This window comes from Saccharopolyspora hattusasensis (assembly GCF_050972075.1).
In the GTDB taxonomy this organism is placed as follows: domain Bacteria; phylum Actinomycetota; class Actinomycetes; order Mycobacteriales; family Pseudonocardiaceae; genus Saccharopolyspora; species Saccharopolyspora hattusasensis.
In genome coordinates this window covers 2,685,605-2,708,531 of sequence record NZ_JBPCDC010000001.1, presented here as the reverse complement: position 1 = coordinate 2,708,531, position 22,927 = coordinate 2,685,605, and the positions used below count along the sequence as shown (strand labels likewise).

The following is a 22,927-nucleotide window of genomic DNA, read 5'->3' as shown; positions in this document are numbered from 1 at the left end:
GGGTGTAGCTCTGTGGCTCCTTGTTGCCAATCAAGAACGAGCAGGGGTAGCCAGTGCGTGTGTTTCCAGTGCAGATGCCCTCGGGTGGCCGGTATTGGACGGTGCTTGACGAGGAGTTGGAGGTGATGCCAGTCGCCGACCGGTTCCTGCGGGAGTTGCGGTTTGGCCGGGATCGGGCCGAGTCCACGACGAAGGCGTACGCGGGTGGCGTGGCGTTGTTCGCCCGTTGGTGCGCAAAGACTGGCCGGGACTGGCGGACGGCCGCGGCCGATATGGGCCTGTTCATGACGTGGCTGAAGTACACCCCGGCCGGCGATGACCGAGTCGTGCTGGGCCCTGGCGCCATGCCAGCGCGCAGCGAGGGGCGGATCAACCGGGTGCTGGTGGCCGTACGGGGCTTCTTGTCGTTCGCGGTGGCCAGCAAGGAGGTTCCGCAGTGCGTCCTCGGGCAGATCTACGAGCTGGCCGACGCCCGTGATCTGCCTCTGGAGGCGCAGGGCGAGGACGGCGGGCTGTCCCACCGGTTGCGTGCCCGGCACCGGCTGAGCGAACCGGACACCGCGGTGGACCGTGCCAGCGACGAGGAGATCGTCGCCTTGCTCTTGGCGTGCCGATCGGCTCGCGACCGGCTGATCGTGCTGTTGCTGGCCCGCGTCGGGCTGCGTCGCAGCGAAGTGGCAGGCCTGCGTCGCAGCGACCTGCATCTGTTGCCGGACAACCGATCCGTGGGGTGCGAGGTCCGGGGAGCGCATCTGCATGTGGTCCGCCGGGACAACATCAACGGGGCGTGGGCGAAGTCGCGGCGCACTCATTCGGCGCCGGCGGACTTCCTAGTCGTGCGCGCCATCGACCAGTACGTCGCCGAGCGGGAGCAGTGCCCGGCGGCAGCTGACAGCGACTTCCTGCTCGTCAACCTCTTCCGGGAGCCGCTGGGTGGCCCGGTCCCACCGGACGCGATCAACGAGCTGTTCGGGGCCCTGAGCGTGCGCGCTGAGCTGGCCAGGGCGGTCTCGCCGCATATGTGCCGGCACGCGTTCGGCAGCAATCTCGCCGACTCCGGCGCCGCGCTCGATGAGATTCAAAACCTGATGCGGCATGCCAGCCCCTCATCCTCGCAGCCATATCTGCACCCGGATCCCTCCCGCCTGCGGGCCGCCGTTGACCGGGTGCCCACGCCCCGCGCGCTGGTCGAGGGGATCTCCCGGTGACAGCGGCGGCGGCTGCGCTGGAGGCCAAGGGCGACGAGGAGATCACCGCGGGTCTGTGGGAGGCGATCGAGCCGGAATTCGTGACGTTGCTGGGCTGGGATCCCGCGGTGAGGATCCTGTCCTTTCCGCAGGAGCATCCCCTGCTGGGGTGGAAGGAGTGCCTGGTCGAGGGCTGCGAGAAGATCGGCAGGTCGTCCAAGCACCTGTGCGCTGCCTGCCACAACCGCTGGCAGGCAGCCGAAGAGACGCCGTGGGAGGAGTTCCTCGTCACCGCGAGACGGCACTGGCGCTCGATAGGCGCGGGCCGCTGCTCCGTTCCCTCATGTCCACGTCCGTGGAAGAGCGCGCGGCTCCTACTTTGCGGCACCCACTACGCCCAACACGGCTCTCTGCGACTGCCGCTGGCCGAGTTCCTGGCGCACCCCGACGTGGTGGCCCTGCCCGCCTACGGCCAGTGCCTGGTGGAGGCCTGCACCCGTGATCGCGGCGGCGCGGCCCCCTACTGTTCTGCCCACAAGTATCGGTGGAAAGTGGCGCAACAGCGAGGGAACGCGCCGGAGGAAGGCCACTGGCGGCGGACGACGTCCGCCGTCGCGGAGAACAACACGGTGAGCCTTCGCGGGCTGCCGCCGCGCGTTGTCGCCGAGGTGATCCATGGGCTGCAGGAACGCACCAAGCAGGGCATCAAGAACAACCTCACGCGGCTGCGGCCGCTATGCGACCTGGCCCGTTCGCAGCAGGTGGCGTCGCTGGGCGACCTCGATCCCGAAGCTATGCCGAACAGCCATCGCGGGCTTCACAAAAGCATCGTCCACCATGCTGTTCGGCGAAGGCTCACCCCAGAATCCGAACGCCACAAGGACGTCTGGGAGCTGTCCGTGTTCGGGATGCGCGGAACGCTGCGGTTCACAGAGATCAGCCAGCCCTGGCTGCGGGAGGCCACCAAGAAATGGGCGTTCGACGATCTCCCACGACACCGGGGCACCTCGATCAGAGGGATCCTGCAGTCCCGGATCAACTCGATAGCGCAGCTATCCACGAGCCTGCGGCTGCAGCGCGAGGATCACGGCAGCCTGCCCGCGCTCCTGCTCCGCGCCGACATCACCGCCTTCTGCAACCGGCTCGCCTACCTCACGCAGCAGGGCACGATCAGCGCCTACCGCAGGATCGTGTTCTGCCGCGACGTCCGGCTCCTGCTGTCTCGGATGCGGGCGATGGGGCTGACCCGGCAAGGCGAGCCCATGTCCGGGATGCCCGACGAATTCACCCTGGGCCCAGACGACATCCCAGACGAGCCCGAGGACGCCGAAGCCGGCAGAGACCTCCCGCCCGAGGTCATGCGGCACCTCTGCGCCCACCTCCAACTCCTGGAAGACACCAGCTGCACAGAGATCCGCGTCGCCGTCGAATTGCTGATCGACACCGGGCGCCGGCCGGATGAGATCTGCCAACTCGCCCTCGACTGCCTGGAACGCGACGCCGACGGCAAGCCCATGCTCGTCTACGACAACATCAAAACCCACCGGCATGGTCGCCGGCTTCCGATCCCCGAGGCGACCGCCGCGGCGATCGCCGCGCAACAGCAGTGTGTCCGGCTGCGGTTCCCCGCCGAGCCCACCGACCTCCTCAAGCTCCTGCCCGCCCCAGCCCGGAACCCACACGGGCGGCGCTCGATCACCGATAACGGTGTCACCAGCCGACACCGGAAGTGGGTCGACGCGCTACCCGACATCCTGGTCCCGATAGCTGTCACGGTCGATAGCAGAACGACGACGAAGATGCTGCCATTCGACAAGAGAAGGATCTTCCCCTATGCCTTCCGGCATACCTACGCGCAACGGCACGCCGACGCCGGGGTTCCGGTCGACGTCCTGCGCGAGTTGATGGATCATCGTCAAATCCTGACGGCGCAACGGTATTACCGGGTCGGGGAAGAGCGTCGCCGGGAGGCGGTGGAGCGCGTCACCACGATGCAGTTCGACCGGCATGGCAATCGTGTTTGGCGGCAGGCCAAGGCCATGCTGGACTCCGAGCACGCCCGCCGCGCGGTCGGCGAGGTCGCCGTCCCTTATGGAGGATGCTCCGAGCCCAGCAACGTCGCCGCGGGCGGCCACGACTGCCCCGTCAGATTCCGCTGCATCGGGTGCGGCCACTTCTCCAGCGACGTGTCATTCCTGCCGGATCTGCAGGCATATCACGATGACCTGCTGCGCAACCGCGAACGGCTGCTCGCCGCACTCGACGCCGACGACTGGGCCAAATCCGAGGCCATGCCCTCCGACGAGGAGATCACCCGGATCCGGCGCCTGATCAACCGCATGAACGCCGACCTCGCCGACCTCAGCGACGAGGAACGCTCCCAGATCGAGGACGCCATCGCCCTCGTCCGCCGCACCCGCAGCCGGGTCGTCGGCCTGGGCATGCCCCGCGTCCGCCAACCCCTTCCCGACATCCGACCGGACCGGAGCGCATGAGCACCAGCAACCAGATGATCGAGGGCCGGCGAGCGGACTCGGCCCGCCGCCGCCAACGGGTAATCAAGGCCCTCAACGAGGCCACCGCCCATGATGGGGAGATCAGCGTGTCGGCCATCGCCCGCGCCGCGAGCGTTGACCGCACGTTCCTCTACCGTCACCACGACCTACTGGCCCAGATCCACACCGCCCAAGCCAACCCACCAGCCGCCGAGGGCCACGGCCCCCTGGTCAGCCGGGCCTCACTCCAAGCCGACCTCGCCAACGCCCAAGGCCGCCTGACCCGGCAGGCCTCCCACATCCGGCAACTGGAGAAGAGACTCACCGCGGTCCTCGGCGAGCAAGCCTGGCACGAGTCCGGACTCGGCGCACCCGCCGACATCGACCAACTCCAGCACCGCGTCACCACCCTCGAGCAGCAAGTCGTCGACCTCACCGATCAACTCGAGCGCCGCGACGATGAACTCGCCGCAGCCCGCGCGGCCAACCGGGAACTCATCGCCAACCTGAACCGACGAGCCTGACCCATCCACACGGTTGTGGGCATGAAGACCACGGTCCTCATGCCCACAACCGTTTTCATGCTCAGCGCCGAGCCTGCTCACGTCGTCTCACGCTTGATCCTCACCCAGTCGACTGACGATCAGGCTGCCCGCTTGCACGACACCTGTTGCGATCACTACTCTTCCCAGACATAGCCGCTGAGCTGCTGAGACTCCGTCGCGGAGCCTCGCCTCAGACTCTGAACCCCCGGAGAAACATCGACGGGTCGATGGGTGGCCATGTCCAGCAAGATAGTGGCGTAGTTCTGCCCACGTCTGATCGCGAAGTCATCCACCCCGAGCACGGTTACCGCTTCCACCGGCGGGTCGGGCACGGCTCGCACCAGCCGCAACAGCGTGTCCCGTCCCGCCCGCAGCCCCAGACGATTGGCCAGTCGGGCTCCCGCACGGCCGGCCAGCGCCAGCCCGATCGACTCCAGCATCCCGCGCAGCGGCAGGCTCCGCCGGGCATGGCGCATGGTCAGGCCCTCTACCTGCTCGGCGAACGTCCGCACCGAACAGTCCTGGTGAGTGCAGAAAAACCGCCGCACCCGCAGCCACAACACCACCGGCCGACCTGCCACCGCCACGTCCGCCACTGTGCGGTCGTACCGACTATGCACCCGCGCCGAACAGTTGCCGCAGGCCGGGCACGCCGCCGAGGAGGCCCTGGCCGATGCCCAGATCCGCACCCCCGCGTCTTCCTGCTCCACCCGCTCAACCACCACCCCGGCCAGATGCGGAAGCAGCACGCCAACACCGTGATCATCACACACGAACCATGATCGCAAAACCAGTCCAGCGCCGATCACCCAGGCAATAGTTGATCACGCAAATTGCGACAGAGCCCATGACCATGGCAAAACACCCGCTTCAGTGGTCCTAGTTCGTGGCAGCTGACAAGCAGGCGCAGTCGTTGCTGGAGCCGACCGGTCTCCGTCAGGACCGGATGGCGTCCCTCCTGAACGACGGTCTGGCTATCGGGCGGCCCGGGAACCTCCCCCGCCCTGGGGATCTCGACGCACGGTCATCGTCCCCTGGTCCTCGACGGTTGCGGCGTCAGCGTCCCCCTGGCCCATTACGTGACGTTCCGGGTGGGGAATTGGCTGACCGTCGACACATGTACAGCCGTGCGCGCTTCCAGCCGCTCCTGCATACCCGGATCTCACCCAGCCATAAAGAGTGCCGACAACGGCACGGCCCGGCCGGAACCCGGAGCTGACATCCCGCTGTTCGTCGCCTCCTGCGTGTTCACCAAGCAAGGCCGCGCGTTCGGTTGTCCGAAGGCCGCGAGCGCCACTTGAGGTATGGATAAGCAACCGCGGAGAGCACAGACAGGTGCTCGGCAGGTGCGGTCAACCGCGCAGGCCCCCGGGATGCCTCATCCGGCAGGACGCGCGCCGATGACTGAGCAGACCGTGGCGTCGCGATAACCGAGCCGGACCTGCTCGGGCAGGACGCGAACCGTGAAGTCCGCGGGGAGCGAGGGTACCGGAAGCCCCGGGGCGTCACCGTAAGGCTCGAAGCCGCAGCGGCGCAGCCGGTTAATCCAGGTAGCGGCCGCCTCGTGCCGCTCGAAACGCTGGTCGTCGGTGCGCGAGCCGACGATGTTCATGATCTCGCGGGCGAAGAACGTCTTCATGTGGTCCTTCTCCTGCCGGGTGGCAGGCGCGGCCTCGATGGCGCGAAGGATGGTGCCGAAGAACCGCCATGAGTTGAAGAACCGCTGCGGGAAGGACACCTCATGGTGGTCGGTGTCGAACTCGTTCAGCACCACCCCGCACGGGACCAGCATGCGCAACCGCTGGAAGAACTCATCCCGGGCGTCGTGACCGGGACTCGGGTCCTGCATGTGGTGGAGCGCCAAAGAGGCGTTGACCACCAACGGGACGTCAATACGGGACAGGCTCATCCAGTCGTCATCGTCAAGTTCCTCAGCCACCTTCGCCACGGGGAGGAAGTCCAGATCGACACCGTGCTCGGCCGTGGCCTGCCGCAGGGTGCGCTCGGCTGTGGCCAGGCTTTCCCGGTCGGGGTCGACACCGATGACCGTGCAGTGACGCAATCCCGGGTTTCCGGCCGCGAGACCGTGCAGCAGCGCGCTCTCCTGGCGGCCGTGCCCAATGCCGACCGACATCAGGGCGAAGTCGTCCGCGGCGCCCACCTGCCCGGCGAGCAGCTCGTTGACGACCCGGCTCGTGTCCATGAACGGCAGGTGGGTGGTGAGCAGGTAGTACAGATCGATCTGCGGCTGGTCGTAGGCCTGTGTGTACAGGTTGGTCTCCGAGGGGCTGCCGTGCTCCTCGACACGGTTGACCAGTGCGGCACGGTAGAGCTCGTACGCCGCGTCCTGCGGCCGCACCTCGGGCCCGATTAGTTTCCGCAAGGTCTCCAGCGCGGGACGGGCCTGCGCGGGGCGGCCGGCGTGTATGTGGGCGACGGCGTCGCACAGCAGGGCGAACTTCTCCATCGGGCAGCAGCCTCCTCGGGACGACCAGAACCGAACCGAGGCAACACTACAGTGTGATCATACGACACGCCCATAGCTCTCCTCACGACGCGAATGGCCGGATTCCGCACCCGATTCGGCTGTCCTGCGCGGCGCATCCGAGGCGTGGCAATCCCCTGAAACCGTAAAGGGTTGATTTGTAGGGATGTTGTTGGTTGTGGTCAGCGCCGCGCTGCTGGGGCGTGCGGGGCCGTGGGGCCTGCCCGTGCCGCGGCCCCGTAGCCTTGCGCGGCGCTGTTTGGTGTGGACAGTGGCGGCGAAGCCGCCTCCGTTGGTATTTCATGCCGCCGTCCTCCGGTCCGGCGGTGCCTGGGGTGCGTTCGCCTCAGTGGTTCGTGCGTGTTCGTAGGCGATGGGGCTGAGCATGCCGTTGGTGGAGTGGCGGCGGACGGTGTTGTACTCGTCGATCCACGCAGCCACCGCCGGCCGAGCCTGCCCTCGGGTGGTGAAACGGCGCGTGCTGAGCAGCTCGAACTCCAGGGTGGCACCAGGCATCGGAGAGGGACACGTCCGCCCGAAGCGGCCCGCGCTGAACCGGAGCCGCACCGACAAGTTCAACCTCGTCAGCGCGCCAAACCGCCATCGCCGCATCGTCATACCAGGACAGCGCGCCATACCACGCCGGCTTGGCGATATCGCGCAGCAGCTCGGAAGCCTCCACGCCGTTGCCCGCTTGCCCCTGCGCAACGATCTTGGCAAGCGGCCGAGCTTCAATGCGGACCCAGGTTCCCCGGCCGCTTCGCGCGCCCACCGACCGACGCTTGCGCACGACCGTTTCCGGGTCAAGCGCCACACCGAGACCGCGTTCGACGCGGGCGATCAGGTCTTCGATCGGCTGCTTCCGCAGGTCCCTGGTCAGCACAGGTGCAGCCGTGGCGACTGGAGTGGTGGTGTCGGCCATGCAGTGAACGTATCAGTGCGGCGTGATGACCGGTTACGGCTAGCCACCACACGCGTACTTCTGTGTGTCTTGATCCCAACGGAAACCTCCCGATCGCCACGGAACAAGGAACTGCAACAAAACGCGAGTCTGGACGTAAAGGAGCACGTTGGCGTCGGGGATTTCGGGCACGATCACGTCCATGTCTGACGTGGAAGACGTAGACAAGGCACTGAGCTTCGTGCTGGGCAAGCTCGCCGAAGCGACAGAACAGCTCAGCACGGCACAGGCCGCACTGGCGGAGAGCGACACCGGCCTCTTGGTGCTCAACGGCACCAACGACGACGAAGTGCAACAAGCCCTTGCGTACCACAAGGAAAGCGGCGACCAGCTCCCCCACGCCCAACACGTCCTGCGCCGCTGTACCGAACAGATCAAGCAATACCAGCCCCGCGTAGCGACGAACCCAGCGCCAAGTACCCCGCCACGAGAGCCGGCCACCCGACCTGGCAGAACGCGATCAACCGTTCCACGGCATGCCTGGTACAACGTCGAAGGCGAGAAGCCGAACCTCGCCGACATCAGCGCGGAAAGCCGTAGGCGCTACATCCTGGACGGTGACGGCCTCGGCGGTGGCGGCCACGTCGCAGGCACCGGTCTGCCGAACAAGATGGAGTTCCCCGAGATTTGGGACGATGACCAGATCACCAACTCGATCGAGGACGTGGCGAAAAACCCAGACCGTCCGCCCGAACTTCAGGAGAACGGACGCTGGCGAGTTGAAGGCACGAGAGGCGGCGTGGACATCAGGGTGGTTGTGGACAAGTCTGGGCGGGTCCGCACGGCGCATCCTGTTGGCGGCGAGCGAGTCATCCGCAACGATGAGCACGGCAACCCCATCCCCAGCTAAGCCGAGAATGGTGATAGCGAACAATGGACCTGGTCAAGCTGAGCCGAGACTCACAGGCACTGCTCGAACGGCTGGCGGATCGTTTTCCGCCCGATCAACTGAGAATGTGCCGGGAATCCGGCAAGGGCGGCGAGTGGAACGAGATGGTGGACATCATGTGCGCCGTGCTGGTTAAAAGGAACGTCCCAGTTACTAAGGATGAGCGGGACGCCTTGGCCGACCTGCTCGCCATGTACCCGGTCCCCGTCGAGGGCTACGACTACATCAACAAGCGTGACGAGATCCTGGCCACGCTCACCCTAACCCCCGGAGCTGATTGACGTTGATCGACCAGTGGCGTGCGTCCGCGTCGATACCCTCCGCAGCTGAACCCCCAGCACGCGCCTGCGTCGGGGGTTCAGCTGATCAGGGCGTTCACGTTTGTGATCTTGTGTGTAGCAGCCGTGTAGCAGAAACGCAGGAGCAAGGCCCTCACCAGCACAAATAGATACCGATCAACCACCGGCCGAGTGCTATACCAAGCAGGGTCAACAGACCCCCTGTGACCAGCACAAACAACGTTTGCGCAGCGTATGGCAGCGCGCTTTGAAGTGAAGGGCACCTTTCGCTCCAAACGGTCTCGTCACGTTTCGCTGCTGGTCAGGGCCGGTGTGGATGATCTTGTCGCGTACAATCCGCGGTGGCGGGTGGAAGACACTCCTCGGCACCCTGCTCACGGCTGCCGTGTCCTTCGGCGTGCTCAACACCGGACAGGCGACCGCGCTCGACAACCTTGTGGCTGCGGTGGTCACACTGATCACCTTCGCTACCTCCGCCGTCGCGCAGTTCCACGTGCTCGACAACGCCGAGCCACAGCTAACCCCGGTCGCCGACCCGCGCGACAACACCGACAGGCACTTCATTCCCGCCCCTGCGGCGGAATCGGATGACCCGCTGCCCTGACAGCGCTCCTACGCTCCCTCTATGGCGATCATTCCGTAAGGGACCAAGAATCCCCGGTCTGGCCAGGTTGGACAGACCGGGGATTTTCTTTGTGCGCCAATGATGTGAGCTGTGCTTGCTGATCGTCACACCCGTTGCAGCGGGGACGTGTGAACAAGATGCCTACGCAGGGGTTCCAAGCCAACTGGTAAACGCGGTCAGGCTGTCGGTCTTCCACCGCTCTGCCTCAGCGATCATGCGTACCGTCTCGCGCACCTGCGGGTGTTCTGTTGACCGGATTACTGGGCGACACGCCGTCTAGATGGGGCTGCTTGTCACTGGGTAGTCGGTAGATCTGGTCCACCTTGATCGGAGAGGTGGACGAGGGTGTTTGACGAGGTTGAACGTAATGTCGGCTCGATCCGGCTTCCGCGGTGGGGACGAGTTGTGTCGGCTGCGGGGTCGGTGCCGTGGCTGGTGGTCGATCCCGATGGTGTGCCGGTGGAACCGGTGCGTCGGTTCCTGGTTGAGTTCGTGGCCCGGGACAACCGGCCGGGCTCGGTGCGCAGTTATGCCTATGATCTTCTGCGGTGGTGGCGGTGGCTGCGGGCCGTTGGGGTGGACTGGGACAAGGCCACCCCGGCTGAGGTTCGGGATCTGGTGCTGTGGCTCAAGCAGGCTGCCAAGCCCGGACAGAGGCCGCGGACGAAATCGGCAGGCACTGCGGGCTGTGTCAACCCGATCACTGGCAAGCGCCATCAGGGAGACCAGTACGAGCCGCGAACAATCCGGCACTCGAACGCGGTGCTGCGGAGCTTCTACCAGTTCTGGATCGAGGACATAGGTGCGGGCCCGCTGATCAACCCGGTGCCGCAGGAGCGGGTCAAGGGGCGTCGGCCCAACTCCCATCACAACCCTCTGGAGCCGTTCCGGGCTGAGGGCCGTCTGCGCTACAACCCCAGGGTTCCCAAACGGAAACCTCGGGCGATGCCCGACGAACGGTGGAACGAGCTGTTCTCGGCTATGCGCTCCAATCGGGACCGGGCGATCCTTGCGGTGGCGGTCAGCAACGGCGCCCGAGCGTCGGAACTGCTCGGCGTTCGAGGCGTCGATTTGGACTGGGGAGATCAACTGGTCCGCGTGATCCGTAAGGGCACCCGCACAGAGCAGTGGCTGCCCGCCAGTTCAGAGGCGTTTGTGTGGATTCGCCTGTATTTGGCCGATATCGGCGACCTGCTGGATCGAGACGAGCCGCTTTGGCTGACCCTCCGCCGCCGTGACCGGGGCACCGGACTGCGGCGTCAGCCGATGAACTACGAGGCTCTGCGTGCGGTTTTCCGTCGCGTTAACGCCGTCTTGGGAACGAACTGGTCCATGCACGATCTCAGGCACACTGCGGCGATCCGGATGAGCCGGGATGAGTCACTGTCCATGCGGGACGTGCAGACAATCCTAGGCCACGCGCACCTGAGTACCACGTCGGATGTGTATCTCGTGGAGGACGAGGCACAGGTGGTCCGTCGGGTCCAGCAGCATCTGACCGACCGGCAGCAGCCGCAGCAACCACCGCCGGTGGCGGTCGGATATGACGACGCAGACCTCTCGGTGTTGTTCGGGAGGAACCCACAATGACCACCGCGACAGTCCAGCTGAACCTCCGCAGCCGCCAAGGCCGACGCATCACCAACGACCACTTCCATCTGCTCGATCAGCGGCGAACCGGCTCCGCCGACCATCTGCCAATCGAGGATGTCCTGCGGTTGCTGCGCCAGCTACCGGACTGGCCAGGCCGCGCCGAGCACCAGAACCGGATCACCAAGGGTGCCCGTGTGATCTTGAACTGGCTGCTTGAACACCCCGGTTCAGGCTGGCAGGACAGATGGGTATCGGCCGGGGCCGACGGCGGCCCGGATTGGCTTGACGGGCTCGCGCCGGAGGACACACGTCAGCCTCACACCAAGCGGTATCAACACCTTGTCGGGCTGGCTGCCTTGGTGCTGTGTCGAGTGATCGTGCCTAACTACGACTTTCTTACCCGCTACCGGTCCAACAACCTGTTCGACCGGACACGGATGGTCATCTCGCCGAAGTCGTTCGCCCGCGTCGAGCGCGCCGCGATCGAACGGGGACTCAGCGCCCGCGAGCGCGGTGAGGCGTTGAGCGTGTGCAGCAAGATCGTGCTGCGCACCGGCAAGGACCTCGACCAGGTGACCGCGGAGGACGTGCTGGAGTTGCACGCCTGGAGCCATCGCCACTGCGGCAGAGCGGTCCGGGGGCTGCACCTGGCTTGGGATCTGCTCAGCGTGCTCGGAATCACCCCGGAAGGCGTCACTCTGCGGGCGGCCCTGAAACGAGGGCAACTTCGCACCGGGGAGTTGGTCGACGACTTCGATATCCAGTGCCGGCCTGTCCGCGATGTCCTCGTCCGCTATCTCGACGAGCGTCGGCCGGCGATGGACTACGGCTCGTTCCGCAGCCTGGCCAGCCACCTGGCCGGGCGTTTCTGGGCCAACATCGAGCAGCACCATCCGGGTATCGACACCCTGCACCTGCCAGACGAGGCGGCCCAGGCATGGAAAGAACGGGCGCGATTGTTCGTCACCAAGGACGGACAAACCAGGGAGAGCAAGGACTTCCACCGCCTCTTCATGCGAGTGAGGGCCTTCTATCTCGACATCCAGGAATGGGCGCTGGAGGACCCCAGCTGGGCGCCATGGGCGGTTCCCAGCCCAGTGCGCAAGATCGATACCCAGGGATATATCAAGTCCCGCAAGAGGATTATCTCCGAGATGCACCAGCGCGTCCGAGAGCGACTTCCTCATCTTCCGCTGTTGGCCGACGTCGCCGAACGCCTCCGGGCCGAGACAGCGGCGTTGCTGGAAGCCGCCGGCGAGCACGATCCGGGTGAAGTGTTCGACCACGCAGGCACTCGCTACCGCCGGACAGCCCCCAAAGCGCTGACCAGGACAGCCCGCCAACAGGCGAACCTTCCTATCGAAGCGCAGAACCTGGCCACCGATGAGACGACCAACCTGACCCGCCGCGAAGACGAGGCGTTCTGGGCCTGGGCGGTCGTCGAAACGCTCCGCCATACCGGCATCCGCCTCGAGGAACTACTGGAGATCACCCATCTAGCGTTGGTGTCCTACCAGCTGCCGGATACCGGTGAAATCGTTCCCCTGCTGCAAATCGTGCCGTCCAAAGGAAATGAGGAACGGCTGCTGCTAGTCAGTCCCGAGTTGGCCAGTGTCCTGGCCACCGTCATCACCCGGCTGCGCAAGGACAATGATGGAGCGGTCCCGCTCGTCGCCCGCTACGACCCGTATGAGCGAGTCACTGGCCCGCCCCTGCCGCACCTCTTCCAGCGAGCGTTGGGCTCCCGCCACATGACTATCAGCGTCACCACGGTCTACAAGCTCATCAACACAGTGCTGGCCGCTACCGGTCTGCGGGATGCAACAGGCCAGCCGCTGATCTACACGCCGCACGACTTCCGCAGGATGTTCACCACGGACGCGGTGACCGGCGGGCTTCCGGTTCACATCGCAGCAAGGTTGCTTGGTCACAAGACCGTGGCCACAACGGAAACCTACCTGGCTGTTTTCCAAGAGGACTTGGTGCGCTCTTACCGCGCCTTCCTCGACAAGCGGCGAGCCATGCGGCCGCAGGCCGAGTACCGCGAACCGACCGCAGAAGAGTGGCGCGAGTTCCAGCAGCACTTCCAGCTTCGCAAGGTGGCGTTGGGAGACTGCGGCCGTCCATATGGGACGCCGTGTCAGCACGAGCACGCGTGTTTGCGGTGCGCCATGCTTCGGATTTCTCCCAAAGAACGGCCCCGCCTGGTCGAAATCATCGGCAATCTCAAAGATCGCATCCAAGAAGCGAAGCTGAACGGGTGGCTCGGCGAGGTCCAAGGACTCGAAGTCAGCCTGAACGAGGCCACAAAGAAGCTCGTCCGCCTGGATCGCATGCGTGATCGACAGCCCACCGGCCCAGTCAACCTCGGCATCCCCATCATCCGCGACCCACAATGACCGACCTCGCCAACACGGCCCCAACATCACACTGGTGCCGCGATGTCGATACCCACAAGGTGCTGAACCCTGCCCGTCGATCATTAGTCCGGAAAAGCCGTCGCGTCTGCTGGGGTGCCACCTTCCGCGCCATGTTCAGCGCTTGCAGCGATCGTGCCGGATCACCCGACAGCAGCCACGCCCGCGCCACGTCCTGCCAGTGGTGGGCAAGCCGCGGACTGGAGACGTCGGCCGGGAGCCGGGTCGACGAGCCGAGGCGTGCGGCCTGCTCTGGGTCGCCCGCCTCCAGCGCCACTGCGACCTCGTGGATGGTCACGTTCCCCGGTCCGAACTTTGTACCGTAGTGTGGCGACTCGTGCCCAACCCGCGCGCCGAGTTCGCGCGCCTCCCGAAGGTGGGCCCGGGCGGTCGGCCGATCCCCGCCGCGCGCCGCGACGATCGCGGTGCATAGATGCGCCGAGCCTCGCGCCGCCAGGATCGGCTCGCTGTCCGGCAGCTCCGCCAGGCGTTCAGCGGACCGAGCGGCACGGCCGGAGTCGAACGTGCCGTAGTACATGAGCACCCGTGCCCGCTTCTGTGTGGCCTTTGCTGCGTACACCGGGTCGTCGGCGTGCTGGGCCACCGCGTCCAGTCGGTCCAGGCATGGCACCGAGAGAGTCAGTGCCCCGAACCGGCGACTCAACTGCTCGGCCTGAGCCCACCCGGCGGACAGCAGAGTGTAGGCCCGCCCCCTGTCGTGGACCGAGTTCGCCGCGTGCGCCGCGCCGTAGACCTGCCGTAGGAACGTTGGGATCGCCGCGAGCGACTTCGCGCCCTTGTCGTCCCAGTACCACTTCGAGATCTGCGCCAGGTCGGCTTCGAGTTCGCTCAGCGGTGCTGGTGGCGCGACGATCACTTCTGTCCCCTCGGCGATCAGCGCCCGTAGTTCGGGCAGTCCCTCCAGCGGCTTCTCGTCGTCGAAGTGGTATGGCTGCCCGGTCAGAAGCTCCGGCTCGATGCTCAACGCCTTGGCCGCCGAGGCGATGAACCGGGGGCTTGCTGGCTTCTTGCCCTGCTCAACGGCCTGCACCATCGCCTCGGAGTAATTCGCTTTCTCGGCGAGTTGGAACTGGGTCAGGCCAGCGAGCTTGCGCGCGGTGGCGATGCGCTGGCCGATGGCGGGGGTGGTCGCGCTCATGTTGTTCCCCTTCCACGGGGCTGATCTACATCAGGCCATCCCGAGTGTACGAGTACCAGTTCAGTACCAGTCACACCGTGTGATTGATCCATAACCTTGCGATCATGGGAAGCGCCGGAACTGACCAGTTAGGGGCGGATCTGAGCTTCCACGACCGCTCGGCTGGTGGTTCCGGTCGGACCTCACAGGGTGCCGGGGCGCAGCCGCCGGCCGAGCAGCCTCCCCGCGTCGTCTTCTGGTCCGTCGCGGCGCGGGAAGGTCCAAACCTCGGCCGGGTGCCGTGCCCCGTCTGGCATCCCGGCCGTTTCCAGGGAGGAAAGCATGACAACGCTAACGACAGTGCCGTGTCGTGATCGAGCCTCGCGAGGCTGCGACGTCGTGGTCAGTCACGCCTCAACGGCGGTGTGGCTGCGGGTCGGCCCAGAGGAGCGGTTGCTCGACGAGACCCAGGCGCAAAAGCTGTACCTCGCGCTCGGCGTGCACATCGCCGCCGTTCAAACCGCTCGTCACAAGGCGGGGCCGCGTGAGCATGCCTGAAAAGGCAAGCAGCGCTCAAAGCGCGGTATGGCTCCGTGTAGGTTCCCAGGTCATCGGCTGGCCGCTGGTGCTGCTGGGAATCCTGGGCTGGGTCGAGGCCAGCAGGTTCGTTGGCGGTGCTTTGGGCCGAATGAATCGCGGCGGCGCTGAACGGTTTGCGTTGGCGCTCACCGCAGCCGCCCTCGCGGTATACGGCATCACCGCCTCGGTCGGCGGATGCGTCATAGCCGCAGGGCTGCGGGGTCTGCTGAGAATTCTCGTCGCGTGGGCGTCCGGTGCTTTGCTTATTTTTCATTTATGCGTGCTCTATTTCGCGCTCACTATGCGATTTTGAGCACTGCCCAGTGACCTTCCCCGCCCCTAGCACGGCAAAGCCGTCGGCCGGTGACGACGGCTTTGGGGGCGGGCACATGGGGCGGGCGGCGCAGCGTCGAGCACAACGGAGCTGGCGAGACTCCCAGGCTCCGCGCGCCGCCTGCCGCCCCTCAATCAGACCGAGGTAAGGCCGATGGCCCGAAACGAGGTGGGAACGTGATCGCGGCGTGGATCGCGGCTGGGCTGCTCTGTGTCGGCGCGTTGGCGCTGTCGGCGACGTTCTACTACGCGCCAGCACGGCACGCTGGTGGCGGTGAAGGTGCGCTGACGGTGGCGCACCTGGTTGCGCGGGTCGAGGCAGAGACCAGCGGCGGTCGGCACTGCTTGCGGGAGCCGCGGACGGTGCAGCTGCGCGGGGACTTGGCCGATGCGCTCGCTGTCGAGGAAACCCGGTTTCTGCCGGTGGTCGAGTCCGGTCTACCGGTCGGCGATCGCGAGGCGTTGGCCCGCCACCCCGGGATGCTTCGGCGGCTTCTTGACGCCCTGCAACGCCTGTAGACCCGGCTCGGTGTCGTGACCCCCGACCGGCACCGAGCCGTCCCCGTCCGGGATGGTGCGCCGCCCCTCGGTGCATCACCCCGGCGGGTTCCAACTCCCCGCATCAACGACGCTGCGGGTCCAGTGACCACTGTGGACATCGAAAGGAGGCGACTGATGCCGGACAACCCCGAGCCCGAAACCGACAACCAGGAAGACAGCGGCGAGGACATGACGCCCTACTACGACTCGAACTGCGTGGCGCACTGGCCAGGGGTCGGGCCGCAACTGTAACCCGCTGGCAGGGCAGGTCGAGTGACGTTCCAACTGCCCGGCCAGCTCCCAGGGCCCCGGCGCGCGTCAGCCAGCCGGCCGACTCACCTTTGGTGGCTGGTGAGGTTCGACGCGCGGCAGACGCGCCGCAACCGGGCTCCGCGCGCCGGGGCACCGTCGGTCCGCACCACAACAGAAAGAAAACCGATGCCAGGAATGGAAGAGGTCCGTGCAAGAATCGCGCAGGCCAACCAGAAAATGCAGGAGGGCACCGCCCGTCAGCACACGAACCTGGTGTTCGACGAGGCGCAGCAGGCGCTGGTTTCCACTACCGAGAGCTACGCGGGCCGGATGTAGCACGTGTCGGCCGTGGGAGACATCCAGGCAGGTATCACCACCGCCGATCAACTGGCGCAGGACACCCAGCAAGCCCTGGCACAGGCCGCTGACCACCTTTCGGAAGCGCTGCACTCGCTGATCCAGACGACGCAGGGCAGCCAAAACGACGAAATCGGGTATGTGGCAACCACATACGAGGACATCATCGAGCAAATAAAGCGGCTTCACGGAAACATTTGGCCATGCCGCGAAAAATTGGATAAGTACAAGAATATGCTGTAGGGGAACTGTGCGCGTCAAAACACTCGCTATTCTCATCACTGGGGTCTTACTTGCGATTCCGGTCGTGGAAGCACGAATGCGGTACGGAAGAATTGACCAGGCCGTTTACTACATGATGGCCGATTTCAACGGCTGGGTCTCCGGGGTCTGGCGGGTGATCGGATGACTGTGTTGCAGGTGCTCACGTGGGGCTTCAACCGCACACCGGTCCCGTCGGCGAACCTCGCGGTTGATGTGCGGTGGATTCCCAATCCGTGGCATCGTCCGGAACTGCACGACTTGTCCGGGCTGGACAAGCCGGTGCAGGACTGGGTGTTTGCGCAGGAGAATGTGCGGAGTTGGTTTGAAGACCTGCTCAATGTCCTCGGTCCGATGGTCCGCTGAGAAACAAGGCAATCCGTTGGTCACCGTCGCGCTAGGGTGCCAAGGAGGCCACGACCGCAGTGTGGCAATAGCGCTCGGGCTGGCTGAAGCGTTCGAGCTAGCCGGAACCCGCAGCCTAATCCGGCACCTGTCCTTCGTGCGAGGACCACGGTGATTTTCTCAGTCGCTGGCAAGATACTGATCCAAACGCTGATCGCGAGTTTTTGAGCTTCCAGTCGGCGCTTCCACGCGCCAACGTGCCTAGCGCTCCGGGAACCTGAGCCGATCGAGTGGCCCTCCAACGAGCAGGAGGACGAACTCACGGCATGAACCCGAGAGACCACCGGGCAAACCCGTACCATGCCCGGCGGGAACCAGTGAGACCAATTGTTGAATAGGAAGGAGGTAAAGCGAGCGATGACTGCCATTCTCGGCCCCCAGCAGGCTATTGGCGACACCTCGGAGGACGTCTTCGACCTTGATCTTCAGGTCGAGACGGAGCAGGTGCGACCGCAGGAAGCAGCGTGCCAGACCGACGACGGTTGTGGGCACACCTGCGAGATATCGGCTTGTCTCTCCCAGAGGTGACTCAGACCTGGGGCCGGGTACGAACCCGGCCCCAGGCTATATCCGTCGGAGGTGCGGGCATGCCTGCCCGAGAGGACTACCAACACCACGGGACCGGGCTGCTGAGGGCGGCAGCTGGGATTGCAGAACCCCACTGGTGGCCCAATCCGGCTGACGAGCAAGAGTGTCGGGAATGGCTGAGACAGACATGGACTCTGCCTGGATTGGCTCCTGCAATCCGGCATGCGAGCCCCGTTCTTGCCGCTCAGACCGAGTCCATCCTTGCCGAAGAGAGCGTTTCGGCACGGAACGTTCAACGGGCGGCTCTGGCGGTGGTCCGCTACGCACTGCGATTCACAGGTCGGTCGACGCCGTTCGGGATGTTCGCCGGGGTCAGCACCGCCTCGGTGGGAGCAACGACGAAGGCGCAGTGGGGAGCGAGCCACAGGCCGGTAGCGCACGCGGATAACCGATGGCTGCACCAGGTGATCGAACGCCTCGAAGGCTGCGTGGAGCTGTTAGGACGACTCGATGTCATCTTCAACAGCTCGACTGAGTTGCGCGGCGCGCGGCTGGAGCTGCCTGGCCAAGACAAGATCAGCGTCCGCAAATCCGGCGCGGTGTTGAAGGTCCGGGACGCGGCCACTTCGCCGATCCGGTTCGATGTCCTGGCCGACAGACTTGTCCGCTCCTTTCCAGGTGCAGGAGATCCGCGTGGGATGCTCATCTCGTTGGTGCGGAACGGGTTTCTGCTTACCGCGTTGCGCGCTCCGTCCACGATCACAGACCCATTCGGGTACATCCTGGGCAAGCTGCGTTCCCGGCATGTTCACACGTTGCGGCACCCTCGCCTCCCCATCGTCGAATGGGACACGTGCGGCGCTGCTGGATCTGCGTCCACCGGTCCCTCCCTTGGGTGCTCATCGACAAGTTCGATCAGCAGGACGAGACCAAGGAAACCGCAGGTCACGAGGCAAATACACCCCGTACAGTTGTGATCTTGTGGGACGGTTCTTCCCTGTTCAACAGGTACATTCTGTAGATTGGAGATTTAGCGCTACGGTCCGTCCCGTCCCGAGAGGAGCCCCCGCGATGCCGTCACCAGTGCGCAGCATTCGGCAAGAGCAACGACAACTGTCAGCCGAACTACGTGGACAACACAAGACTTGGGTGGAGATTGCAGGCTCTTCGCATCTGGCGGGATCTTGTAATCATGTGACTACGCATGGTGCAGCAGAGGTGTTGACGGTGTGTAGCCATTCGGGGCGGGTGGACCGGGACGCGGTGTAGCGGGAGCGGCGTTGTTGATGGGTGACGTTGGTGAACCCGAACGCACCCCGGTAGACGAGCTTGACCAGACGGTTGACGCCCTCGGCGGCGGCGTTGCTGTGGCCGGTGAGCACGCCCCGGGCGATCTCGGTACGCCAGGTGGAGATGGTCTGGGCTAGGGTCACGATCTCCGGGACGCTGGCGCCGATCGTGCCGCAGAAGGTGAAAAACGCGTGGAATGCCCGGCGTAGCCGGTGGCCGGTGGTTGCCACGCCGGTCTGGTTGGGCGAGAGGCCGATCACCGCGCGGAGCAGTTCCTTGGCCCGCCACGCCGCACCGATCTGCCGGCCGTACCCGCCCAGATCGGCCAGGACACACAACAGCTTGTTCCGTGCCCGCTCGGAGAGCTTCTCCTTGCCGCGCACCAACTGGTTCTTGATCGTGTATTCGGGATCGGTGGCGCGGCCACGACGCCCGTAGTGCTCGAAGGTGACCCGGCGCCGCACGTCACCGACCATCGTGTTGGCCAGCTGCACCGCGTGGAAGGCATCCACGATCAAGGCCGCGTGTGGTAGCAGCCCGCTGGTGGTGACCACCGACTTGTACACAGTGGACATATCGATGGTGACGTGGGTGATACCCGCCCGCCAGGCCGGATCCTGGGCGGCCAGCCACGCCGCGGCGTCCACCCCGGCCCGACCTTCGACCTGCCCCAGCAGCCCGTGTCCCCCGGCGGAGTCCACGAACACCGTCTGCCAGCGGTCGGCATCGGCCACCCACTCCCCGGTGGACCGGTCACGGTGATACAGGGGCTTGCCACGGCGATGATCGTCGATGCCCAGCACCGCCACCGGCGGCAACACCCCGCCGCCCACCGACCTCTGGGGGCGGGCGGCCAGATCGGTGCCGACAGCACCGGGATCCGCGTCGGCCACCCTCGGGTCACCGCCGCCGGCGGTCTCCCCGTCCTGACGATCGGGCCCGGCGTCGCAGGCCACACCGGCCCCACGGTCGGTGGTCGTGGTGGTGTCGGTGACCACGATCCCCGCCTGGGCGGCCACCCCGACGAACGCGTCATGCACGGTGTGCCAGGCCATCCCGACCCCGGCGGCCACCCGGGACACCGGCACCAGCCAGTCCCCGACCAGATGCCCCGTCACCGTCCTGGCGTGCGACGAGATCCCGGCTCGCCGATCGGCCAGCGGCCCCGTCTCGACGAAGCTCGCGTTACCGCACTCGGCGTTCCCACACCAGAATCGAGACTTGTGCCAGCTCACCCGCATCGCGACCATCGTCACGTGCTTGACGGTATGCACCGTGGACTCTCTGACCCGCTCCGCGGCGTGCCCACAGCCCGGACAGCACGCCGCCCGCGGGGCCGCGGTCGTCACATGCACCGTCCAGGAACCATCCGCCTCCCGCTCGATCACATCGATCTCGACCCCGTCCAGTCCCAGCAACTGCGCCGGCACCGTAGTCTGTGACACGCGCCCACCCGCCTCTACCGATGATCCTTGCTCTTGGTCGACAAAGATCATCACAGGTTCGGTGGGCGCACCTCGTCCCCGCCCTACACAAGCCGCGGGCGCGGCTACAGAACGCAACAATCAGCTATCACCACAAGTGATCACTCGGATACAGGATCCGCTCCACTGCGAAGAGCCAGATTGCATCCGTGTTCTGCGAGCGGTACCAGGTGAACATCCGCGCGGCGTTGCGGCTGGCACGCGGCTGGAGTCAACGTGATGCGGCAGATCAATGGAATCACCGCTGGCCTGCGGACCCGAAGACGTTCAAGAATTTCTCATATTGGGAACTGTGGCCAGCGTCAACCGGGCACGCTCCCTCTCTGGATGTTCTCGCGAAACTGGCGGAACTATATGAATGCAGCATCCCCGATGTACTTATCGATTGCGCCGATTTTCGATCTCGCGACACCGCCTATCAAGACGCCAAACAGCTGGGTGAATTGTCAGTGCTGATGACAAATAATCATACTGCCCAACCGGGCTTGGATGTGCTCAATGGGCAAGCGACCAATATCATTGGATTAGTTGAAAAATTGGGGTCAACTGACGTGCACGAACTTGCTCGACTAACAGCCGCCTGGACGGATAGGATCGGACGCAACATCAATAGGCGTTCACTGCTGCTCAAGTTGAGTGCAAGCCTATCTCTCGCCGCAGCGTCTACGGCAATCCTTAATGGCGAACCGGAGGCAGATGCGCAAACGCCATTTGTATCCAGGGAAGAAGGGTTTAGTGGTATCTGGCACAGTCGCTACGTCTACCCGAGTACCGGCCGCAATGGAGAATTTACCGGCGAACACTACGTAGTGTTGCGGCAAGAAGGGAACAGGCTTATTGGTCAGAGCGTGCCACACAGCACCGGGTCACGCCTTCAGCTTGACCTAGCTTTAAAAAATCACGTAGCCACCGGGACCTGGCACGAAACGACGTCGCCCACGGGGTACTATAAGGGAGCCTCATATTATGGCACTTTACAACTCATCATCGACCCTAGTGGACGACAAATGCGCGGAATGTGGCTCGGATTCGGTCGTGACTTTTCAGTCAATTGCGGTGAGTGGGAACTGAGCTGGCAAGAGTCGGCTACGGGAAAAAGCGCACAACGCGCTTATCGTCAACGGGCATGAGACGGCACGGCTACAACCTTGCTAGCTAGCCTGTGACCACCGCAATCAACGTCGTGCCCTGCGGAAACTTACCCTGTTCTACTAAGGAAAAGATCCCGTACATCATCTTTGCGACATATACCCAGTCAAGGTGCAACGCGTGTTGACGTTCGAAAGACTCAATAAAACTATCCAGCTCATGAGTGCGGCGAGCATAACCGCCCATGTGAAAATCGCACGCTATCGACCAGTTGTTCGTTTCTTTGCCAAACGCTCTCCTTTGGAGACTAGCAATATCATTGCGCAAGAAGTCCCCGCCTTTTAGGGCCGAGAAACCTAGCGCATGCTGCCCCCGTTTAAGGCCTCCCGCTATACCCGCTAATGTGCCACCCGTGCCGCACGCGCAACATATCACATCGAAATTAACGTCTATCTCTTGTGGTAGCTCCTTGCAGCCGGCCAATGCAAGCTCGTTGCTACCCCCTTCTGGTATTAAATAGAATTTACCAAACTTTGCGCGAAGTTCATCGAGTACTTTCGGGGAAGTCTTATTTCGATAGCTTGCCCGATCTAGATACGAGAGACACATCCCCACGCTAGCGGCATAATTCAGTGAAGGATTAAGTGGAAGATGTTCTTCGCCGCGAATGATACCGATAGTGCGGAAACCAAAATAATGTCCAGCCGCCGCCGTGGCGCGAATGTGATTCGAATACGCTCCGCCGAAGGTAAGCAAGCTCGCTGCATTCTGTTCTTTGGCGGCCGCAATATTATACTTAAGCTTGCGCCACTTGTTGCCAGGAATATCTGGGTGAATAAGATCGTCACGCTTGATGTACAAGTGAATCCCGCGTCGCTCTAACGTGATGTCTCGCAACTCGATGAGAGGCGATGGAACTTGCACGGCGAAGTCGTTGATCCCTGTCACGGAGCAAGCATACCCGCGCGGGATCGGTGACATAAACGAAAAAGTTCGCATGGAACCCAGCACCTACCCAAAGGTGCCCTCCAGAGAGGCATCAGGTAACAGCACCAACACACTGGCCACCCAGATTGACACCAGCCGCATCGACACCAGCCGCATCGGCCCCACCGGGCCTCCCCGATCCTCGCCCCCTCCCGGTCAATCACCTTCCGGTTATCGACGAACTGGGT

General features: G+C 64.5%; 25 protein-coding genes. 18 read left to right on the top strand and 7 right to left on the bottom strand.

Features of this window, described 5'->3' with window-relative positions:
* The first annotated feature begins 53 nt into the window (after positions 1–53).
* Genes ACRXBZ_RS11980 through ACRXBZ_RS11970 form a run of 3 tightly spaced genes read left to right on the top strand, consistent with a single transcriptional unit; the run spans position 54 to position 4,206 of the window.
* Entirely contained in the window at positions 54–1,208 is a 1,155-nt protein-coding gene (locus ACRXBZ_RS11980) for a tyrosine-type recombinase/integrase (RefSeq protein WP_433879188.1), read from the top strand.
* Positions 1,205–3,682 carry a site-specific integrase gene (locus ACRXBZ_RS11975; RefSeq protein WP_433879187.1) on the top strand — a complete coding sequence of 826 codons (2,478 nt, stop codon included), beginning with the start codon at positions 1,205–1,207 and terminating at the stop codon, positions 3,680–3,682. The genes ACRXBZ_RS11980 and ACRXBZ_RS11975 overlap by 4 nt, the downstream gene beginning before the upstream one ends.
* Positions 3,679–4,206 (top strand): DUF6262 family protein, encoded by a 528-nt coding sequence (locus tag ACRXBZ_RS11970; RefSeq protein ID WP_433879186.1) that lies wholly within the window; start codon positions 3,679–3,681, stop codon positions 4,204–4,206. Before ACRXBZ_RS11975 ends, ACRXBZ_RS11970 begins: the two co-directional genes overlap by 4 nt.
* 155 nt (positions 4,207–4,361) lie before the next feature.
* Here the strand turns inward: ACRXBZ_RS11970 and ACRXBZ_RS11965 are convergent, their stop codons facing one another.
* From ACRXBZ_RS11965 to ACRXBZ_RS11955, 3 genes are all read right to left on the bottom strand, one after another.
* A complete protein-coding gene (locus tag ACRXBZ_RS11965) occupies positions 4,362–4,976 on the bottom strand; it encodes a transposase family protein (protein ID WP_433879185.1) in 615 nt (204 codons plus the stop codon).
* A 629-nt stretch (positions 4,977–5,605) separates the two neighbouring features.
* Positions 5,606–6,694 carry a GRAS family protein gene (locus tag ACRXBZ_RS11960; RefSeq protein ID WP_433879184.1) on the bottom strand — a complete coding sequence of 363 codons (1,089 nt, stop codon included), beginning with the start codon at positions 6,692–6,694 and terminating at the stop codon, positions 5,606–5,608.
* A 318-nt stretch (positions 6,695–7,012) separates the two neighbouring features.
* Positions 7,013–7,228 (bottom strand): integrase core domain-containing protein, encoded by a 216-nt coding sequence (locus tag ACRXBZ_RS11955; protein ID WP_433879183.1) that lies wholly within the window; start codon positions 7,226–7,228, stop codon positions 7,013–7,015.
* Positions 7,229–7,815: 587 nt separating this feature from the next.
* Here ACRXBZ_RS11955 and ACRXBZ_RS11950 point away from each other — a divergent pair.
* The 5 genes from ACRXBZ_RS11950 to ACRXBZ_RS11930 all read left to right on the top strand — a co-directional run bounded on the left by ACRXBZ_RS11950 (position 7,816) and on the right by ACRXBZ_RS11930 (position 13,478).
* Positions 7,816–8,523, top strand: a complete 708-nt coding sequence (locus tag ACRXBZ_RS11950) for an EndoU domain-containing protein (protein WP_433879182.1) — start codon at positions 7,816–7,818, stop codon at positions 8,521–8,523.
* A 23-nt stretch (positions 8,524–8,546) separates the two neighbouring features.
* On the top strand, positions 8,547–8,843 hold the full coding sequence (locus tag ACRXBZ_RS11945; RefSeq protein ID WP_433879181.1) for a hypothetical protein: 297 nt from the start codon (positions 8,547–8,549) through the stop codon (positions 8,841–8,843).
* Positions 8,844–9,183: 340 nt separating this feature from the next.
* Positions 9,184–9,465, top strand: coding sequence for a hypothetical protein (locus ACRXBZ_RS11940; RefSeq protein ID WP_433879180.1), 282 nt, complete (start codon positions 9,184–9,186; stop codon positions 9,463–9,465).
* A gap of 366 nt (positions 9,466–9,831) precedes the next feature.
* On the top strand, positions 9,832–11,076 hold the full coding sequence (locus ACRXBZ_RS11935; RefSeq protein WP_433877550.1) for a tyrosine-type recombinase/integrase: 1,245 nt from the start codon (positions 9,832–9,834) through the stop codon (positions 11,074–11,076).
* Positions 11,073–13,478, top strand: coding sequence for a tyrosine-type recombinase/integrase (locus ACRXBZ_RS11930; RefSeq protein WP_433877551.1), 2,406 nt, complete (start codon positions 11,073–11,075; stop codon positions 13,476–13,478). The genes ACRXBZ_RS11935 and ACRXBZ_RS11930 overlap by 4 nt, the downstream gene beginning before the upstream one ends.
* On the opposite strand, the gene ACRXBZ_RS11925 is transcribed toward ACRXBZ_RS11930, so the two are convergent.
* Entirely contained in the window at positions 13,459–14,655 is a 1,197-nt protein-coding gene (locus ACRXBZ_RS11925; protein WP_433879179.1) for a helix-turn-helix domain-containing protein, read from the bottom strand. The two genes, ACRXBZ_RS11930 and ACRXBZ_RS11925, sit on opposite strands and share 20 nt — an antisense overlap.
* Before the next feature lie 182 nt (positions 14,656–14,837).
* Positions 14,838–14,978: a hypothetical protein gene (locus tag ACRXBZ_RS11920; protein ID WP_433879178.1), complete on the bottom strand. Its 141-nt coding sequence runs from the start codon at positions 14,976–14,978 to the stop codon at positions 14,838–14,840.
* Here ACRXBZ_RS11920 and ACRXBZ_RS11915 point away from each other — a divergent pair.
* From ACRXBZ_RS11915 to ACRXBZ_RS11875, 9 genes are all read left to right on the top strand, one after another.
* Complete coding sequence (locus tag ACRXBZ_RS11915; RefSeq protein WP_433879177.1) at positions 14,977–15,192, top strand: hypothetical protein; 216 nt, start codon at positions 14,977–14,979, stop codon at positions 15,190–15,192. The genes ACRXBZ_RS11920 and ACRXBZ_RS11915 overlap by 2 nt on opposite strands.
* Positions 15,179–15,526 carry a hypothetical protein gene (locus tag ACRXBZ_RS11910; protein WP_433879176.1) on the top strand — a complete coding sequence of 116 codons (348 nt, stop codon included), beginning with the start codon at positions 15,179–15,181 and terminating at the stop codon, positions 15,524–15,526. Before ACRXBZ_RS11915 ends, ACRXBZ_RS11910 begins: the two co-directional genes overlap by 14 nt.
* 197 nt (positions 15,527–15,723) lie before the next feature.
* Complete coding sequence (locus ACRXBZ_RS11905; RefSeq protein WP_168584926.1) at positions 15,724–16,065, top strand: hypothetical protein; 342 nt, start codon at positions 15,724–15,726, stop codon at positions 16,063–16,065.
* 459 nt (positions 16,066–16,524) lie between these two features.
* Positions 16,525–16,674 carry a hypothetical protein gene (locus tag ACRXBZ_RS11900; protein ID WP_433879175.1) on the top strand — a complete coding sequence of 50 codons (150 nt, stop codon included), beginning with the start codon at positions 16,525–16,527 and terminating at the stop codon, positions 16,672–16,674.
* Positions 16,675–16,686: 12 nt separating this feature from the next.
* Complete coding sequence (locus tag ACRXBZ_RS11895; protein WP_433879174.1) at positions 16,687–16,938, top strand: hypothetical protein; 252 nt, start codon at positions 16,687–16,689, stop codon at positions 16,936–16,938.
* A 162-nt stretch (positions 16,939–17,100) separates the two neighbouring features.
* The gene (locus ACRXBZ_RS11890) at positions 17,101–17,322 is read left to right on the top strand and encodes a RapZ C-terminal domain-containing protein (RefSeq protein WP_433879173.1); all 222 of its coding nucleotides are present in this window, start codon (positions 17,101–17,103) and stop codon (positions 17,320–17,322) included.
* Entirely contained in the window at positions 17,267–17,476 is a 210-nt protein-coding gene (locus tag ACRXBZ_RS11885) for a RapZ C-terminal domain-containing protein (protein ID WP_433879172.1), read from the top strand. Before ACRXBZ_RS11890 ends, ACRXBZ_RS11885 begins: the two co-directional genes overlap by 56 nt.
* Positions 17,477–17,718: 242 nt before the next feature.
* Positions 17,719–17,889 (top strand): FxLD family lanthipeptide, encoded by a 171-nt coding sequence (locus ACRXBZ_RS11880; protein ID WP_168584922.1) that lies wholly within the window; start codon positions 17,719–17,721, stop codon positions 17,887–17,889.
* A gap of 59 nt (positions 17,890–17,948) precedes the next feature.
* Positions 17,949–18,866, top strand: coding sequence for a lantibiotic dehydratase (locus ACRXBZ_RS11875; RefSeq protein ID WP_433879171.1), 918 nt, complete (start codon positions 17,949–17,951; stop codon positions 18,864–18,866).
* A 213-nt stretch (positions 18,867–19,079) separates the two neighbouring features.
* On the opposite strand, the gene ACRXBZ_RS11870 is transcribed toward ACRXBZ_RS11875, so the two are convergent.
* Positions 19,080–20,624 (bottom strand): transposase, encoded by a 1,545-nt coding sequence (locus tag ACRXBZ_RS11870; RefSeq protein WP_433879170.1) that lies wholly within the window; start codon positions 20,622–20,624, stop codon positions 19,080–19,082.
* Positions 20,625–20,833: 209 nt separating this feature from the next.
* Between ACRXBZ_RS11870 and ACRXBZ_RS11865 the strand changes: the two genes are divergently transcribed.
* Positions 20,834–21,793, top strand: coding sequence for a hypothetical protein (locus ACRXBZ_RS11865; protein WP_433879169.1), 960 nt, complete (start codon positions 20,834–20,836; stop codon positions 21,791–21,793).
* A gap of 25 nt (positions 21,794–21,818) precedes the next feature.
* Here ACRXBZ_RS11865 and ACRXBZ_RS11860 read toward each other — a convergent pair whose 3' ends face one another.
* Positions 21,819–22,700: a 1-aminocyclopropane-1-carboxylate deaminase/D-cysteine desulfhydrase gene (locus ACRXBZ_RS11860; RefSeq protein WP_433879168.1), complete on the bottom strand. Its 882-nt coding sequence runs from the start codon at positions 22,698–22,700 to the stop codon at positions 21,819–21,821.
* Between the last annotated feature and the right edge of the window lie 227 nt (positions 22,701–22,927).